Annotated in this window: 16 protein-coding genes; 5 read left to right on the top strand and 11 right to left on the bottom strand. The window is 70.1% G+C overall.

Going from position 1 to position 15,302, the window contains the following annotated elements:
* Positions 1-234: 234 nt before the first annotated feature.
* The 3 genes from VM889_09905 to VM889_09895 are packed head-to-tail and all read right to left on the bottom strand — an operon-like array spanning position 235 to position 961.
* The gene (locus tag VM889_09905) at positions 235-639 is read right to left on the bottom strand and encodes a topoisomerase (GenBank protein HVL48859.1); all 405 of its coding nucleotides are present in this window, start codon (positions 637-639) and stop codon (positions 235-237) included.
* Positions 636-833 (bottom strand): DUF167 family protein, encoded by a 198-nt coding sequence (locus VM889_09900; protein HVL48858.1) that lies wholly within the window; start codon positions 831-833, stop codon positions 636-638. The genes VM889_09905 and VM889_09900 overlap by 4 nt, the downstream gene beginning before the upstream one ends.
* Positions 830-961, bottom strand: a complete 132-nt coding sequence (locus tag VM889_09895) for a hypothetical protein (protein HVL48857.1) — start codon at positions 959-961, stop codon at positions 830-832. Before VM889_09895 ends, VM889_09900 begins: the two co-directional genes overlap by 4 nt.
* A gap of 98 nt (positions 962-1,059) precedes the next feature.
* Here VM889_09895 and VM889_09890 point away from each other — a divergent pair, with 98 nt between their 5' ends.
* A complete protein-coding gene (locus tag VM889_09890) occupies positions 1,060-3,807 on the top strand; it encodes a PAS domain S-box protein (GenBank protein ID HVL48856.1) in 2,748 nt (915 codons plus the stop codon).
* A 3-nt stretch (positions 3,808-3,810) separates the two neighbouring features.
* Here the strand turns inward: VM889_09890 and VM889_09885 are convergent, their stop codons facing one another.
* The 6 genes from VM889_09885 to VM889_09860 are packed head-to-tail and all read right to left on the bottom strand — an operon-like array spanning position 3,811 to position 9,711.
* Positions 3,811-5,304: a mechanosensitive ion channel family protein gene (locus tag VM889_09885; protein ID HVL48855.1), complete on the bottom strand. Its 1,494-nt coding sequence runs from the start codon at positions 5,302-5,304 to the stop codon at positions 3,811-3,813.
* A 43-nt stretch (positions 5,305-5,347) separates the two neighbouring features.
* Positions 5,348-6,028: a phosphate signaling complex protein PhoU gene (gene phoU, locus VM889_09880; GenBank protein ID HVL48854.1), complete on the bottom strand. Its 681-nt coding sequence runs from the start codon at positions 6,026-6,028 to the stop codon at positions 5,348-5,350.
* A gap of 1 nt (position 6,029) precedes the next feature.
* Positions 6,030-6,899 (bottom strand): phosphate ABC transporter ATP-binding protein PstB, encoded by an 870-nt coding sequence (gene pstB, locus VM889_09875; GenBank protein HVL48853.1) that lies wholly within the window; start codon positions 6,897-6,899, stop codon positions 6,030-6,032.
* Between the two features lie 4 nt (positions 6,900-6,903).
* Positions 6,904-7,797 carry a phosphate ABC transporter permease PstA gene (gene pstA, locus VM889_09870; protein ID HVL48852.1) on the bottom strand — a complete coding sequence of 298 codons (894 nt, stop codon included), beginning with the start codon at positions 7,795-7,797 and terminating at the stop codon, positions 6,904-6,906.
* Entirely contained in the window at positions 7,797-8,717 is a 921-nt protein-coding gene (gene pstC / locus VM889_09865) for a phosphate ABC transporter permease subunit PstC (GenBank protein HVL48851.1), read from the bottom strand. Before pstC ends, pstA begins: the two co-directional genes overlap by 1 nt.
* A 55-nt stretch (positions 8,718-8,772) precedes the next feature.
* A complete protein-coding gene (locus VM889_09860) occupies positions 8,773-9,711 on the bottom strand; it encodes a phosphate ABC transporter substrate-binding protein PstS family protein (GenBank protein ID HVL48850.1) in 939 nt (312 codons plus the stop codon).
* Between the two features lie 216 nt (positions 9,712-9,927).
* Between VM889_09860 and VM889_09855 the strand changes: the two genes are divergently transcribed.
* The 4 genes from VM889_09855 to VM889_09840 are packed head-to-tail and all read left to right on the top strand — an operon-like array spanning position 9,928 to position 13,943.
* The gene (locus VM889_09855) at positions 9,928-10,932 is read left to right on the top strand and encodes a phosphate uptake regulator PhoU (protein HVL48849.1); all 1,005 of its coding nucleotides are present in this window, start codon (positions 9,928-9,930) and stop codon (positions 10,930-10,932) included.
* Positions 10,933-10,982: 50 nt separating this feature from the next.
* Positions 10,983-12,530: a Ppx/GppA phosphatase family protein gene (locus VM889_09850; protein ID HVL48848.1), complete on the top strand. Its 1,548-nt coding sequence runs from the start codon at positions 10,983-10,985 to the stop codon at positions 12,528-12,530.
* Positions 12,517-13,212, top strand: coding sequence for a dTMP kinase (gene tmk, locus VM889_09845; GenBank protein HVL48847.1), 696 nt, complete (start codon positions 12,517-12,519; stop codon positions 13,210-13,212). The genes VM889_09850 and tmk overlap by 14 nt, the downstream gene beginning before the upstream one ends.
* Positions 13,209-13,943, top strand: a complete 735-nt coding sequence (locus VM889_09840) for a thymidylate kinase (protein HVL48846.1) — start codon at positions 13,209-13,211, stop codon at positions 13,941-13,943. Before tmk ends, VM889_09840 begins: the two co-directional genes overlap by 4 nt.
* Here VM889_09840 and VM889_09835 read toward each other — a convergent pair.
* Entirely contained in the window at positions 13,929-14,804 is an 876-nt protein-coding gene (locus VM889_09835) for a CHAD domain-containing protein (protein ID HVL48845.1), read from the bottom strand. The genes VM889_09840 and VM889_09835 overlap by 15 nt on opposite strands.
* Positions 14,801-15,250 (bottom strand): arsenate reductase ArsC, encoded by a 450-nt coding sequence (locus VM889_09830; protein ID HVL48844.1) that lies wholly within the window; start codon positions 15,248-15,250, stop codon positions 14,801-14,803. The genes VM889_09835 and VM889_09830 overlap by 4 nt, the downstream gene beginning before the upstream one ends.
* Between the last annotated feature and the right edge of the window lie 52 nt (positions 15,251-15,302).

Here is a 15,302-nt window from a genome sequence, read left to right as displayed (position 1 = left end):
TCCGGGGGACGCGGGGGGCCGGGATCGGACGGCGGGAGCCGGGCGCCATGAGGGGGGCGCAACGCGGCCGGGCCGGCCTTTCACGGAGGAGCGTGAAGCGGGGAGGACATGCACGGATATCCTGGATCCGACGCGCCGCTTATCCTTCGCCCCATTCTTATACCTTTGGAGGTCGGGAGAAGGGGCGCCCCCGTGTTTTTTCCGGGGGATTTCCGGGGGAATTGCAGGGATCCCTCACCCGTGCCTCGGGCGGCGCGTGGCTTCGAGGGCGGCCATGAAGGCGGGCAGCTCCTCGACGGCCCGCGTCCCCTTCTTCGCGAGGCGGGCGACTTCCCGGCGGCAGGCGAGGTCGGCCGCGATGCCGTTCGCGGGCAGCGCGTCCGCCAGAAGCCGCGCGACGCGACCGCCGGTGCGGTCCCAGTCCACGAGGACCACGACGCGCCGGATGCCCGCGCGGGCGAGCCGCTCCGCGAGGCGGGTGACGCCGCGCGCGGTCTGCACCTGGACGACCGGCGCCCCCACCCCGAGGACGCGCAGGGCCGCCTCGTCGCGCTGACCCTCGACGATGATGGTCTCGTCCCGCTCGTCGAGGGCGGAAAGGACCTTCTCGAGGGCCTCGAGGCGCTCCTCGTCGTTCACGCGAGGGCCTCCCGCAGGAGCGCGACGGCCCGCGCGCGGGGAAGGCCCGCGACGCGGACCGTCTTGCGTCGCTCGGTCGCCCCCGCGACGAGCGTGACGGCGGCGGCCTCGACGGCGAACGCGCGCGCGATGAGCGCAAGGAGGGCCGCGTTCGCTTCTCCCCGCTCGGGCGAAGCCGCAACCCGCGCGGTCACGCGCCCTCGCCATCGGTTGAACCCGGCGGGGAAGCGATCGCCCCCTTCGCCCCCGGCGTCACCTCCAGGTCCACGAGGGCGGCGCCCGCCCCGTCCTCGCGGACGGCGGAGGCGAGGTCGGCCTGCATGGCCCGTGATGGCCGGCGCGAGGCATGGATGTGGCGGGCGGGGGCGCTAAGAGGCGTGTCGCCGCGCTTATCAACCCGAAGCGCCCCAGGAAAGGAGGATGGGTGACACGCGGTTCGCATCGCACTACGATCGCGTGCACGACGCCGAGAATCCGATGGTCGAGCTGCGCCGGCTCACGGACGAGGAGGTCATCTCGGCCCTCGCGGAGGCTTCGCGTCGCAGGGATCCCTACCTCGCGAACGTGCTTGCGACCGAGGCCCACAACCGGACGCGGCGCATGTCGGCCGTCGCGTCGAACCTCGGCGAGGGCGTCCTCTCCCTCGATCGCGACGGCGCCATCCTCACCGTGAACGCCGCTGCCGAGCGCCTCCTCGGGGTCGATGTGGCGTCCCTCGTCGGACGCGGCGGCCACGAGGTCGTCGCGCCCCACGACGTCGCCGGCCATCCGATCCCCGAGGACGAAGGCCCGTTCCGCGAGGTGCTCCAACGCGGCGTGACCGTCCGGCTCGACGACCTCTCGTTCGCGCGCGCCGACGGATCTCGTTTCGATGTCTCGCTCACGGCCTCGCCGGTCATCCAGGACGCCGAGGTCCAGGGCTTGGTCGCGATCTTCCGCGACGTGACCGAACGTCGGCGCGCGGAGGAGGCGATCCGCGCCTCCGAGGCCCTGTTCAGGGAGCTTCTCGAATCCGCCCCCGACGCCATCCTCGCCGTCGACCGCTCCGGCCGCATCGCGCTCGCCAACGGCCGCGCCGAGGCGCTCTTCGGCTATTCGAAGGACGAGTTCCCCGGCGTCGCGATCGAACACCTTGTTCCGGAGCGCTTCCGCGATACCCACGCCTCGCACCGCGCGCGATACGGGCGGGACCCGCGCCTGCGGCCCATGGGCGAGGGCCTCGATCTTTGGGCCCGCCGGCGCGACGGCACCGAGTTCCCCGTGGAGATCAGCCTCAGCCCCCTCGAAACCCCGCGGGGCCCCCTTGTGATCGCGGTCGTGCGCGACGTGACGACGCGGCGGCGCGCGGAGGAGGCCGAGCGCTTCCTCGCCTCCATCATCCGGACGTCGGAGGAGGCCATCTACGCCTGGGATCGCGACACGATCATCCTGAGCTGGAATCCCGGCGCCGAACGGGTGTACGGCTTCGAGGCCTCAGAGGCGGTCGGGAAGCCGCTCGCGATCATCATCCCGGAGGACCGCGTCCACGAGCCCGCGGAGATCCTGGCCCGCATCGAACGCGGCGAGCGCATCGAGCAGTTCGAGACCGAGCGGCGGACGAAGGACGGACGCCTCATTGCCGTGTCCCTCACGGCTTCGCCGCTTCGCGACGCGACCGGAAAAGTGGTCGCCGCCTCGATCTCCGCCCGCGACATCACGGAACGGAAGGCCGCGGACGCGGCGCTGCGCGATTCGCGGCGTCGCCTCGCCGAGGCCCAGGCGCTCGCGCGCATCGGAAGCTGGGAATGGAACCCGGCCACGGGGGCCGTCGCCGTGAGCCAGGAGTTCGCGCGCATCGCGGGTCTCGCCCCTCCGGAGATGCCCGCCGACTTCGATGCGCTCCTCCTGCTCGTCCATCCCAACGATCGACTCGCGCTGCGCGACCTCCTCGTTAGGAGCGTTCGCACGTCGGCCCCGGTCGACCACCACCATCGCATCGTCCGCCCGGACGGGATCGTGCGCTGGTTCCACACCCGGGGAGAGGTGGCGGTGGACCGCGTCACGGGGCGCGCCCTGCGTTTGACGGCAACCTCCCAGGACGAATCCGATCGGCGCGCCATCGAAGAGGCGTTGGCCGAGAGCGAAGCGCGCTTCCGAGCCGCGTTCGACCGCGCGAGCGTCGGCGTCGCGATCGCGACGCTCGAGGGACGCTTGTTCCAGACGAATCCCGCCTTCCGACGCCTTCTCGGATATTCGGCCGAGGAGATTGCGCGGATGACCTACGCGGACTACACCCACCCCGACGACCTGGACGCCGACGAAGCGCTTGCGCGGCGCCTCGTCGCGGGCGAGATCGACACCTACGAAATCGACAAGCGTTACGTCCGCAAGGACGGCCGCGTGGTGTGGATCCACCTCATGGTGAGCCTCATCCGGGACGCGGCGGGCGCGCCGAACCTCGCCGCCGTCATGGCGCAGGACATCACGGACCGGCGCCGGGCCGAGGCCGCGCTCCTCGCGAGCGAGGCGCGGCTTGCGAGCGTCCTTGCCTCCGTGGCCGAAGGCATCGTGCTCGTGGACGCCGGCGGCCAGCCCACCTTCACGAATGCAGCCGCGGAACGCATGCTCGGATGCGCGGCGCCGGAGCTTCGGGCCCGTGGGAAGGATTGGCTCGTCCCCAAGGAGCCCGGGACGGACCCGATCGGCGCGGTCCTGCGCGAACGGCGCGCCGCCGCCGCATTCGACGCGGTCGCGACCTGTCCCGGGAAACCATCGCTCGAGGTCGCGGCCACGGCGGCGCCGTTCCTCGAAGGCGAAGGCGCCGTCGTCTCGTTCCACGACGTGGGCCCGCAACGTCGCCTGGAGCGCGAGCTGCGCGAGGTGTTCGAGGCCTCGTCCGACGCCGTGCTGCTCGTCGACGAGAACGGTCGGATCCTTCTCGCGAACGGCAGGGCGGCGCGCGTGTTCGGAATCGAACCTGCGCGGCTCGTCGGGTCCCCCGTGACGACGATCCTTCCGGGGCTCGGCCCGCCCGATCTGAAGCGGCGCGAGCCGCGGAGGCCGAAGGTGGTCGACGCCGCGGGGCTCCGAGCGGACGGAACCGAGTTCCGCGTCGAGATCACCGTCAGCGAGACCGTCACCGAACGGGGCGTCGTCAGGGTCGTCCGCGTGCGGGAACCCGGACCGTGACCGTCACCGCGGGACGTCGGCGCGACCGTCCTTGATCCAGAGCGTCCGCTGGGGGAACGGGATCTCGATCCCTTCCGCGTCGAACGCCTTGTGGATCCGCTTCCGCACCTCGGTCGCGACGGCGAAGCGCTGGCGGAAGTCCGTCACGAAGAAGACGAGCTTCATGTTGATCGAGCTCTCGGCGAAATCATCGACGAGGACGACCGGCGGCCGCGCGGCGTCGAGAAGGACCCCGGGCGTCTCGCGCGAGACGCGCAGGAGGATCTCCTCGGCCTTGGGCAGATCCGTGTCGTAGGCGACCCCGACGATCACGTTCATCCTGTACATCGTGTCGGGCTCGGTCAGGTTCACGACCTTGGTGGACGCGAGCCGGTTGTTCGGTACGACGATCGTCTCGTGGTTCGCATAATGGTAGAGCCGCGTGGAGCGGAGGCCGATGCGGTCCACGCGCGCGATCTCGCCGCTCTCGAGCTTGATGTCGTCGCGCTCCTTGAACGGTCGGTCGACGAGGAGGAAGATCCCGCTGAAGAAGTTCGAGAGCGTGTCCTGCGCGGCGAAGGCGATGACGAGCGAGACGATGGCGCCGCCCGCCACGAAGAACGTGAGATCGACGTTGAGCGCGTTCAGGATCGCGAGGGCTCCGACGACGGACACGACCACGAGCGCCACCTTGCGGATGGTCGGAACAAGGATGTCGTCGAGGTCGGTGCTCGTGCGCGGCGCGATCTCGACGCCGTAGTAGTAGAGCAGGCTGTCGATGAGCTTGTACGCGACGAAGGCGCCGAAGAGCGTGTAGAGCAGCTCGGCGAGGGCCGCGGCGCCGTCCGCGACGGTCCCGCCGGGGAGGCCCGCGAGCGCGTGGTGCAGGGCGAAGAAGACGGCGAAGAGGAAGACGCTGCGCCGCATCTTCTGGATGATGTGGCGCGTGGTCGTTGCCGAGGCCGCGCGCGTGAGGCTCCGGATGAGGAGGTCCGTCGCGAGGTTCGTCGCGAGGGCCGCCGCGATCACGATCGCGAGGTCGATGAGGAGGACGCCCATGGACCCGTCGAAGGGCGCGGGGAGCGGGTTCGCGAAGAGGCCGAAGACGAGCGGCTCCTCGGGAACCGAAACGCTCGCCTCCCGGACGACGTTCGTCACGGCGCCCGTCTGGAGGTCGTAGATGGCGAAAGCGACGTTGAACGCGACGCGTCCCGTGGGGTCCTCCGGAACGAGCCGGAGGGCCACGCTCTTCGTGCTGTTCGCGGCAATGTAGAACTCGCCCGCGGGCTCGAGCGACTCGCGCCAGCCCGGAATGTCCGCGACGGAGACGTTGACGAGGAAAACCACGGCCGGATTGAGGTTGCGCACGTTCCACTCGAGCGTGACCGTCGCGTCGCGCTCCACGAGAACGTGGTAGCTCGGCGAGACGTCGCGGACGATGACCGGCGACGATTGCGCGAGGGCGACCGGCGCGAGGAGCGCGAGGAGCGCGACGAGAGCGAGCGAGCGGCCCGACACGCGCCGTCAAGGATGCGGGCCTATTTGCGGGTTTCGCGCCGCGTCATGGACCCGCGGGCTCTGCGTCGAGGTCGAGGCGGCGCTCGCCCGTGATCGCGTAGATGGCCTTCTCGGCGATCTTGCCGGCGTTGTCGCCCACGCGCTCCAGGTGCCGCGCGACGAGGATGTACTGCGTGCAGGGGGTGATGTTGCGCGGATCCTCGATCATGTGCGTGACGCACTCGCGGAAGATCTGCTCGTAGAGGCCGTCCACCTCGTCGTCCATGGGCTGCACCGTGCGGGCGAGCGTCGCGTTGCGGGTCTTGAGCGACGTGACGGCCCGTTCGAGGAGCGCGAGCGCCTTGTCGCGCATGAGCGGGATGCCGACGAGCCGGCGGATGTGGGTCTTGCCCTCCATCGCGTGCGTGGCCTTCGCGACGTCGTAGCCGTACCGGCCGATCCGGTCCAGGTACGTGATCACCTTGAGCGTCGCGCCGAGCGTGCGCAGGTCGACCGCCATCGGCTGGTGGAGCGCGATGAGGTCGAGGGCGCGGGCCTCGATCTCGACGTCGAGGCGGTTGATCTCCTGGTTCATGCGTATGACGCGGTCCGCGGCCTCGAGGTCGAGCGCCGCGAAGGCCTCGACGCCGTCGTGGACGCTCGCGCGGCTGAGGTCGGCCATCTTCGCGACGCGGGCGACCAGGTCCTCGACGTCGTGGTGGAATCGGCGCTCGTGGGGGCTCATGTCAACCGAACCGTCCGGTGATGTAGGCCTCGGTGCGCTCGTCGCGCGGGTTCTCGAAGATCGCCTTCGTCTCCGCGAACTCGATGAGCTCGCCGAGGTAGAAGTAGGCCGTGTAGTCGGAGACGCGCGCGGCCTGCTGCATGTTGTGCGTGACGATGACGACCGTGTAGCGGTCGCGCAGCTCGGTGATGAGGTCCTCGATCTTCGCGGTCGCGATCGGGTCGAGCGCGCTGCACGGCTCGTCCATGAGGATGACCTCGGGCCGCACGGCGAGGGCGCGCGCGATGCAGAGACGCTGCTGCTGGCCGCCCGAAAGGCCCGTCGCGGCGTCGTCGAGGCGGTCCTTCACCTCGTCCCAGAGATGCGCCGACTTGAGGGCCTCCTCGACCTGCGCCCGGAGTTCCGCCTTCGACGCGCGCTTCTCGAGGCGCAGGCCGTAGGCGACGTTGTCGAAGATGGACTTGGGGAACGGGTTCGGCTTCTGGAAGACCATGCCGACATGCCGGCGGAGCATGACGGGGTCGACGCCCTTGCCGTAGACGTCGTGGCCCGCGAGCGTGACGTTGCCCTCGATGCGGACGCCGTCGATGAGGTCGTTCATCCGGTTCATGCACCGGAGCACGGTGGACTTGCCGCAGCCCGAGGGGCCGATGAACGCCGTCACGCGGTTCTTCGGGATGTCGAGCGTGACGTCCTTGAGCGCCTGCTTCTCGCCGTACCAGAGGTTGAGGTTCCGGAGCCGGAAGAGCGCCTCCGGCTTGTCGGTCGTGGCGCGCGCGTCGCCGCGGGGGGGCACGTGCGCTCCAGCCTTGTCCTCGGCCTTGACCTTTTCCGAGGGGCGCGCGTCCATCGCGGGGAGGAGGGGCCTCATGGGTTCACCATCGGTACTTCTTCTGGAACCGGTTGCGGAGCACGATCGCCGTCAGGTTCGCGAGCAGGATGAACGCGAGAAGGACCACGGTGCCGGCGGCCGCGAGCGACTGGAAGTCGGCGCGCGCGTCCTCGGCCCAGACGAACGTCTGCAGCGGAAGGGCCGTGTAGAGCGAGGTGGGTCCGTCGGGCAGGAAGTAGATGACGCTCGCTCCGCCCACCAGGATGAGGGGCGCCGATTCGCCGACCGCGCGCGCGAGCGCGAGGATGCTGCCCGTGAGGATGCCCGGGGAAGCATACGGGAGAACGTGGTCGCGCGTCACCTGCCATTTGGTCGCGCCGAGGCCGTAGGCCGCTTCGCGCATGCTCGTCGGGACCGCCTTGAGCGCCTCCTCGGTCGCGACGATGACGATGGGGAGGACCATGGCCGCGAGGGTGAGGGCGCCCGCGAGAAGGACGTATCCGTAGCCGAAGAACGTGACGCCGCCGAGGGTGAAGCCGCGCACGAAGATGGCGAGGCCGAGAATACCGAAGACGACGCTCGGCACGCCCGCGAGGTTCGCGATCGTGAGCCGGAGGAATCGCGTGAGCCGCGTGTTCTTCGCGTATTCGTTGAGGTAGACGCCCGCAAGAACGCCCGTGGGGAGGGCGAGCGCCATCGTGAGGACCGCGAGCCAGGCCGAACCCGCGACCGCGGGCATGATGCCGGAGCGCTCCGCGCTCAGGATGCTCGGATAGCTCGTGAGGAACTGCCAGTCGACCCAGGGCTCAGCGACCTGGCCCGTGCGGACGAGGAGCCACGCGAGGATGAGGACCGAGAAGCTCGACGCGGCAAGAAGGAGGCCGCGGACGATGCGCTCCTCCAGGCGTCGGTGCGAGGGAAGGGCCTTGAGCTCCATCAGTAGACCTCCCTGAAACGCTTCAGGACGCGGGCGGCGACGAGGTTCACCGTGAAGGTCATCACGAACAGCAGGAGCCCGACCGCGAACAGGGTATAGAACGGCGGCCCCGCCTGCACGAGGTCGCCCTGCGCGCGCTGGGCGATGAACGCGGTCATCGTCTGGATGGGCTCGAAGAGGTCGAGGCCCATGCGGGGACGCGCGCCCGCCGCGAGCGTGACGGCCATCGTCTCTCCGATCGCGCGGCTGAAGCCGAGAAGGATCCCCGCGACGATGCCCGAGAGGGCGGCGGGGACGACGACCTGCTTGGTGACCTCCCACTTCGTCGCCCCGAGCGCGAGGGCGCCCGCGCGGAGCTCCTGCGGGACGGCCCTGAGGGCGTCCTCCGCGAGCGTCGTGATGATGGGGAGGATCATGAACGAGAGGACGATGATGGCGTTCGCCGCGTTGAAGACGTTCGCGCCGAACGTCTCCTGGAGGATCGGGCTGATGACGATGAGCGCGAAGATCCCGAACACGATCGACGGGATGCCGGCGAGGAGCTCGATTGCGGGCTTCAGCACGGCGCGCACGCGCGGGTTCGCGAATTCGCTCAGGTAGATGGCGGTCGCGATGCCGAGGGGCACGGCGATGAGCGAGGATCCGAAAGTGACGATGAGCGTGCCGTTCACGAGCGGCAGCACCCCGAAGCTCGTGTCGCCGATGTCTGGATTCCACACCGTTCCCGTGAGGAACTCGACGATGGAGACTTCGGGGAACGAGAAGAACGTGAAGGAGTTGGAGAGGAGCACGTAGAGGATGCCGGCGGTGAGGAACACCGCCGTGAACGCGGAGAGGAAGAGGAGCCCCTCGACGCCCCGCTCGACCGGGCGCGGAACCCGGGCCCAGGGCAGGGCCGTCGCCGCGAGCGAGCGCGGCATGGGCGGATCGGCCTGTTCCGGAGGTGGCGGCGAGGGGCTCATGGTCGTTCGCGGCTCAGCCGAGCCGTCCCTTCATCTCGGCGAGCTTCGCCGCGTCCAGCTCGACGTAGCCGACGCTGCGGACGAGCTTCTGCCCGTCGCCGAAGGCGTACGAGAGGTATTCGTGGAGCGGGGTGCCGGAGGCCGGAACCCCGTTCGTGACCATGAAGAGCGGGCGCGCGAGCGGCTTGTACGAACCGTCCGCGATGGTCTCGAACGTCGGCGCGACGGGCGTCGATCCGCCGGGGGGGACGATCGGGACCGCCTTGAGGTCGTTCTGGTTCTCGTGGAAGTAGGAGAAGCCGAAGTGGCCGATCGCGTGCGGGCTCGCCACGACGCCGTGCACGAGCCGGTTGTCGTCCGCGCTCGCGGTGTAGTCGGAGCGCGGCGGGCAGATGCTCTTGCCGTCGGCCCCGCAGTTCTTTCCGAGGATCTCCTCGTTGAAGTATTCGTAGGTGCCGGAGTCCGAGTCCGGACCGTAGAGGACGATCCTCTCCGCGGGCCACCCGGCGCGCACGTCGGCCCAGGTCCGGGCCGGGTCGTTCGCGCGCCAGATGTGCTTGAGCTCGTCGACGGTGAGGTGGTCGATGAAGGCGTTGGACTTCGCGACGACGACCGTGAGGCCGTCGTAGGCGACGGGCCACTCGGTGGCCGTGACGCCGTTCGACGCGCACGTCGCCTTCTCGGAGTCCTTGAAGGGCCGGCTCATCGTGCCGATGTCGATCTCCTTCGCGCAGAGCTTCGAGGCGCCCGCGCCGGATCCGCCGCCCGCGACCGTGACCTGGAGGCCGGGCGCGAGAGCCTCGGCCCAGGCGGCCGCGATCGGGAAGACGGTGGACGAGCCTGCCTGCTGGAGCTTCTCGCCGCCCGCGCCGCCGTTGTTCGAGACGCAGCCCGCGAGGGCGCCCGCGGCGAGGACGAGGGCGGTGAGGATGCAGAGGTTCCGGAAGTTCATGGTAGACACCATAGGCCTTTGACCGCGCTCGCAGGGCGCGGGCGATGCTTGAGGGGAGCCCTGGGATTCTCCCCGCGGCTCCGGATCGCTCAGGAGGCCCGGCCGCGCGACGACCTCAAGGGGGAAACGGATTCCCTCGGAAGAATCATTCTTCTCCATAGATATATGGAGAACAGGGAACGAATTATATAATCGTCGAACTTCCATGGAGCAATCATGGAGCTTCGCAAGGTGCAGCTCACGGGCGGGTCGAGCATCACGGTCACGCTCCCCAAGGCCTGGGTCGAGAAGGTTGAGCTGCGGGCGGGCGACGTCGTCGGCTGCGACGTGCTCCCCGACGGCAGCCTTGCCATCCTTCCCCACGCGAAGGGCGAGCGGAAGGTCCAGCGCTATGTCGTCGACTTCGGCGAGGGCGAGGGCGAATACCTCTTCCGCAAGATCATCGCGGCCTATCTCATGGGATACGACGCGATCGTGGTCACGTCGAAGCGCCCGCTTCCCCCCGTGGCGCGGCACGCCGTGCGCGAAGCCGTCCGCCGCATCATCGGGATCGAGATCGTGGAAGAGGAGGCGAACACGATCACGCTCCAGGATTTCCTCGACCCGCGCGAATTCCACCTCGACAAGGCGCTCCGCCGCATGTCGCTCCTCACGCAGGCGATGCAGGACGAGGCGTTCGCGGCGCTGACAAAGCCCGATCCCGGCGTGCTGAAGAGCGTCGAGGACCGCGACGACGAGGTCGATCGGCTGTATTGGCTCGTCAACAAGCAATACCACGCGATGCTGCGCGACGCGACCTATGCCGCCAAGATGGAGCTCACGCCGTCGCAGGCCCTGAACTTCCTCCTTGTCGCCCGTCTCGTGGAGCGCACCGCCGACCACGCGGACCGCATCGCCGAGCAGGCCCTCCTCGTGCCCCGCTCGAAGGCCGTCGACCAGTTCCTCGCGAAGCTCGACAGGGAGGGCCGCCGCGCGGCGGACCTCTTCCGCGCGAGCCTCGTCACGTTCACGAAGCGCGATGCGAAACGCGCGAACGCGATCATCGAGGAGGTCAACGTCGTCCTCAAGGGCCGCGAGCGTCTCCTCGAGGAAGCCGCCTCATTCGGCGGCGCGAGCGTCTCCCACCTCGCGATCATCGTGGAATCGATCGGCCGCACGGCCGCCTATGCGGCCGACATCGGCGAGGTCGCGATGAACCACAAGGTGTCCTCGCCCGCCTGACCGCCCAAGGGCGCAAGCCCTTTGCTTGAGCGTACCTCAGAGTCGGGGATGTGCACGTCGCCGTCCTCGACATCGGAACGAACTCGATCCACATGCTCGTGGTCCGAGTCGACGTCGACCTGAAGGTCCACGTCCTCGACCGCGCAAAGGAGATGGTGAGGCTCGGCCAAGGCGCCTTCGAGAGCGGCCGGCTGGACGAGGAGTCGCAGCGCCGCGCCCTCGAAGCGCTTCGCCGTTTCCTCCGCCTCGCCGAGAAGCGCGGCGTGGAGCGCTGGATCGCGGTCGCCACGAGTGCGGTCCGCGAGGCCGAGAACGGCGGGGCGTTCCTCGCGGAGGTCCTCGACGCGACGGGCATCCATCCGCGCGTCATTTCCGGCCTCGAGGAGGCCCGGCTCGTCTTCAAGGCCGTCCAGGCCGCCCTTCCGCTCGACGAGGCGCCGATCCTCGTCGTCGACCTCGGCGGCGGCAGCGTCGAGTTCGCCTTCGGCAACTCGCGGCAGCTTGCCTGGGCGATGAGCCTCAAGCTCGGCGTCCAGCGGCTCGAGAACCTCCTCCTTGCGGAGGGCGAGCCGGTTCCCGAGGGGCGGGCCGAGGCCCGCGAGCGTTTCGCGCGCGAGCTCGCGCCGGTCGCGAAGCGCGTTCAAGCCGTCCGGCCCTCGAAGGTCTTCGTCACGAGCGGGAGCGCCGGCGCCGTCCTCAAGCTCCTCCGCGCCCGCCAGGAGGTCGGGTCGAACGACGCGGCCATGCCGCGCAAGGCGCTCGCGGCCCTCGACGACGACCTCGCTACGATGCCGCGCGAGCGTCGCGCCCGGCTCCCCGGGCTCGAACCGGGTCGCGTCGATCTCGTGGTCCCGGCGGCGGCGTTCTTCCGGGCCCTCGCGGAGACCCTCGACGCGCCCGCGCTCCACGCGACCGACCGCGCGCTGCGTGAAGGGCTCCTCGCGGATTTCATCGAGCGACACGGCGCGGAGCTGCAATGGGACCTCACCGAGCCCAACGCGCGGCGGCGCGCGGTGCTGCGTTTCGGCGAGCGCTTCCGCTACGATGCCCCGCACGCCCACCACGTCGCGAACCTGGCCGTGCGCCTCTTCGACGGGACGCGCGCCGTGAACGGCCTCGACGAGGACGCGCGCGAGCTGCTCGAATACGGCGCGCTCCTGCACGACGTCGGCTACGCGGTGTCGGAGCGGGGCCACCACAAGCATTCCGAATATCTCATCCTGAACGGCCTCGGGGGCGCCTTCTCGGGACGGGAAACCCGGATGATCGCCGCGATCGCCCGCTACCACCGCAAGGCCGCGCCGAGCCGCAGGCACGAGAACTGGGCCTCGCTCGGCGCGGCGGATCGGGTCACGGTCGCGAAGGCCGCGGCGCTCCTCAGGATCGCCGACGGGCTCGACCGCTCGCACGGGAGGGTCGTGAAGGACGTGACCGTCGAGGTGGGCGGGGACGCGGTGCGGATCGAGGTCGGCGCAAACGAGCCCGCGGAGCTCGAAGTATGGGGCGCCCGCCGCAAGGCCGATCTCTTCGCGCAGGCGTTCGGGTTGGACGCGGCGATCGAGCAGTCCGCGCGGGAGGCGAGCGATGCCGTCGCGTGAGCCGGCGCGGTCCCATCCGTATCCGGGCGCGCTCATCGTCGTCGAGGGGATCGACGGGTCCGGCAAGAGCACGCAGCTCAAGCTCCTGAGGAGGCATCTCGAGGCGCAAGGCTATTCGATACTCTTCACGGAATGGAACTCGTCCGCACTCGTGCGCGACACGATGAAGGTCGGCAAGAAGAAGAACCTCCTCACGCCCACGACGTTCAGCCTCCTCCACGCGACCGACTTCGCGGACCGCTATTATTACGGAATCCTCCCCGCCCTCAAGGCGGGGATGATCGTGCTCGCGGACCGTTACGTCTACACGGCCTTCGCGCGCGACACCGTGCGCGGCGTGGAGGCCGATTGGGTCCGCAACCTCTACCGCTTCGCCGCGAAGCCCGACCTCGCGCTGTATTTCGAGGTGCCGATCGACGTCTCGCTCGACCGCCTGATGACGGCGCGGGCCCGCATCAAGTACCACGAGGCCGGGATGGACCTCGGCCTCGCGTCGAACACGATCGAATCCTTCCGCATCTTCCAAGGTCGGGTCCTCGACGAGTACGCGCGCATCGCGGACGAGCACGGCCTCGAGGTCGTCGACGCAACGACGAGCATCGAGGCCCAGCAGCGCGACGTGAGGCGCCTTGCCGACCGCGTCCTCGAGGAGAAGCGCGCGCTGAGGAGGATCCCGGCGTGAGCCCGGACGCCATGCGTCCGAGACGCGGCCTGCCCCGTGTCGCGCGGGAGGAGACGCCCGGCAAGCTCATCGTGATCGAAGGCACGGACGGAGTCGGGCGCTCGACGCAGATCGAGCGTCTCGCGCCCTGGATCGAGACGCGCGGCCACGCCGTCGTCCAGACAGGCTGGAACCGCTCCCTTCTCGTCTCCAAGCTCATCACGAGCGCGAAGGAGGGGACGCTTCTCAACAAGGTCACGTACACGCTCCTCTACGCGACGGATTTCGCGGACCGTCTCGAGCGCGTCGTCATCCCGGCCCTCAAGGCCGGAATGGTGGTGGTCGCGGACCGCTACGTCGGGACCGCGCTCGCGCGCGGAGCCGTGAGGGGCGTGGACCGCGCGTGGATGCAGGGCATCTACGCCTTCGCGCCCGAGCCCGACCTCACGATCCAGATGCGTCTCGGCGTCGACGCCCTCCTCCTGCGGACGCTCGACCGGACGCGCCTCAATTACTGGGAGTCGGGAATGGATCAGCACATGGGCGAGGACATCTACGACTCGTTCATCGAGTACCAGGGGAGGATGATCTCCGAATACGACCGCCTCGCCGAGGCGCGCGGTTGGAAAGTCGTCGACGCCGCGCGTTCCATCGCCGCCACGCAGCTCGAGATCCGCCGGATCGTGGCGCCGCTTCTCGGCATTCCCGGCGACAGGATCGGCCTCGAACCGCCGCCGTCACCGGACGCTTAGCGCGGGCGCGTCGAGGCGATCGAGACCGAGGGTTTCCCGAAGCGTCGGCCAGCGGTCCGCCGCGAGGCCTTCGAGGAACGTCGTCCGGGCGGCGGATCCGCGCGCCTCCATGTCCGCGCGCTCGGCCTCGAAGGCTTCGCCGAGCGGACCCTCCGCCGGGAAATTTTCCGCGAAGCGCTCCGCGAAGGCGCGCGCGTCCGTCGCGATCCCGAGGAGCCGCGTCACGTCGTGCGTCTCCTCCGCCGCGCGCCGCGCGACGTCGAGCGCGTCGCCGTCGAGCGCGGGCGCGAGCGCTTCGAGCGCGAATCGCAGGCGCTTGAGCGCGATGCGCGCCCCGTGGAGGGTGGCGTCGTCCCAACCGTGGGCCGCGGCGGCGAGGACGGCTGCGCGCGCGGCGGCCGTGGATCGCGCGAGGGGCTCCGCGCGCGCCTCGGGATCGACCTCGGCGAGCGCGTCGCGGATCCTCGGCTCGACCCGGCGGGCGCGTCGCGCGGCGCGCGCCAAGGCCCGCTTGCGGCCCTCGCGGCCGATCCGTCCGAGGGCGTCGACGAGCGCGGCCGGAGCGGGCTTTTCCGCCTCCGGCCGCGCCAGGCGCCGCGCGTGCACGTCGGCGTCGCGGAAGCGACCCGTGCCCCGCTTGGGTTTTGAAGCGAGGGTCTCGAGCGCGTCGATCGCCCGGTCGTCGAGGAACCCGGCGAGGAGGCCGACGGCCGCGTGGAGGCGCTGGCACGCCTCGCGATGCTTGTGGAGCGCGCGCGGTCGTTGCGGCGCGCGCTCGAGCGCGCGCCAGCGGCGGTCGAGGTTCGCGAGGTCGCGCTCCACGAGCGCCCGGGCGACCAGGCCGGAGATGCGGGGCGTCACGGGAGCGTTTGGTCGCCGGGCGTGGAAGGCTCTTTCGCGACGCCGTGGCGGGCGAGGAGGCCGCGGACGCGCGCCTCAATCTCGTCGCGCACGCGCCGGAAGGTCTCGAGATCCTTTCCCTTCGGGTCTTCGAGCGCCCAGTCCTCCATGCGCTTGCCGATGAACGCGGGGCACGCATCGTCGCCGCAGCCCATCGTCACGACGAGGTCGCATCGGTCGCGGATCCAGCCCTCGTCGAATCCCTTGCTTGCGATGTCGGCGATGTCCAGTCCCCGCTCGCGCATCGCCTGCACGGCTTCCGGAAGCAGGTGGCCGAGCGGGCGCGATCCGCCGCTTCGCGCCTCGACCGCCGCGCCGCCGAGGGCGCGGGCGAAGCCCTCGGCCATGACCGAGCGGGCGCTGTTGCCGACGCACGCGAAAAGGACGACGAGCTTCGGGCGATCCACGGCCGCGCGAGGCGCGCGCCCGGCGATAGGCTTTGCCCCGAAGGGTGTCCCC

This window comes from Candidatus Thermoplasmatota archaeon, from assembly GCA_035540375.1.
In the GTDB taxonomy this organism is placed as follows: Archaea; Thermoplasmatota; SW-10-69-26; order JACQPN01; family JAJPHT01; genus DATLGO01.
Note: the sequence above shows the minus strand (reverse complement) of the source record. Positions and strands in the feature narration are given on the sequence as shown.

Coding starts and splice junctions, on each gene's coding strand:
- VM889_09895 (HVL48857.1), bottom strand. CDS start 961: ATGCAGGCCGACCTCGCCTCCGCCGTCCGCGAGGACGGGGCGGGCGCC.
- VM889_09890 (HVL48856.1), top strand. CDS start 1,060: ATGGGTGACACGCGGTTCGCATCGCACTACGATCGCGTGCACGACGCC.
- phoU (HVL48854.1), bottom strand. CDS start 6,028: ATGAGCCCCCACGAGCGCCGATTCCACCACGACGTCGAGGACCTGGTC.
- pstB (HVL48853.1), bottom strand. CDS start 6,899: ATGAGGCCCCTCCTCCCCGCGATGGACGCGCGCCCCTCGGAAAAGGTC.
- pstA (HVL48852.1), bottom strand. CDS start 7,797: ATGGAGCTCAAGGCCCTTCCCTCGCACCGACGCCTGGAGGAGCGCATC.
- pstC (HVL48851.1), bottom strand. CDS start 8,717: ATGCCGCGCTCGCTCGCGGCGACGGCCCTGCCCTGGGCCCGGGTTCCG.
- VM889_09860 (HVL48850.1), bottom strand. CDS start 9,711: ATGAACTTCCGGAACCTCTGCATCCTCACCGCCCTCGTCCTCGCCGCG.
- VM889_09855 (HVL48849.1), top strand. CDS start 9,928: ATGGAGCTTCGCAAGGTGCAGCTCACGGGCGGGTCGAGCATCACGGTC.
- tmk (HVL48847.1), top strand. CDS start 12,517: ATGCCGTCGCGTGAGCCGGCGCGGTCCCATCCGTATCCGGGCGCGCTC.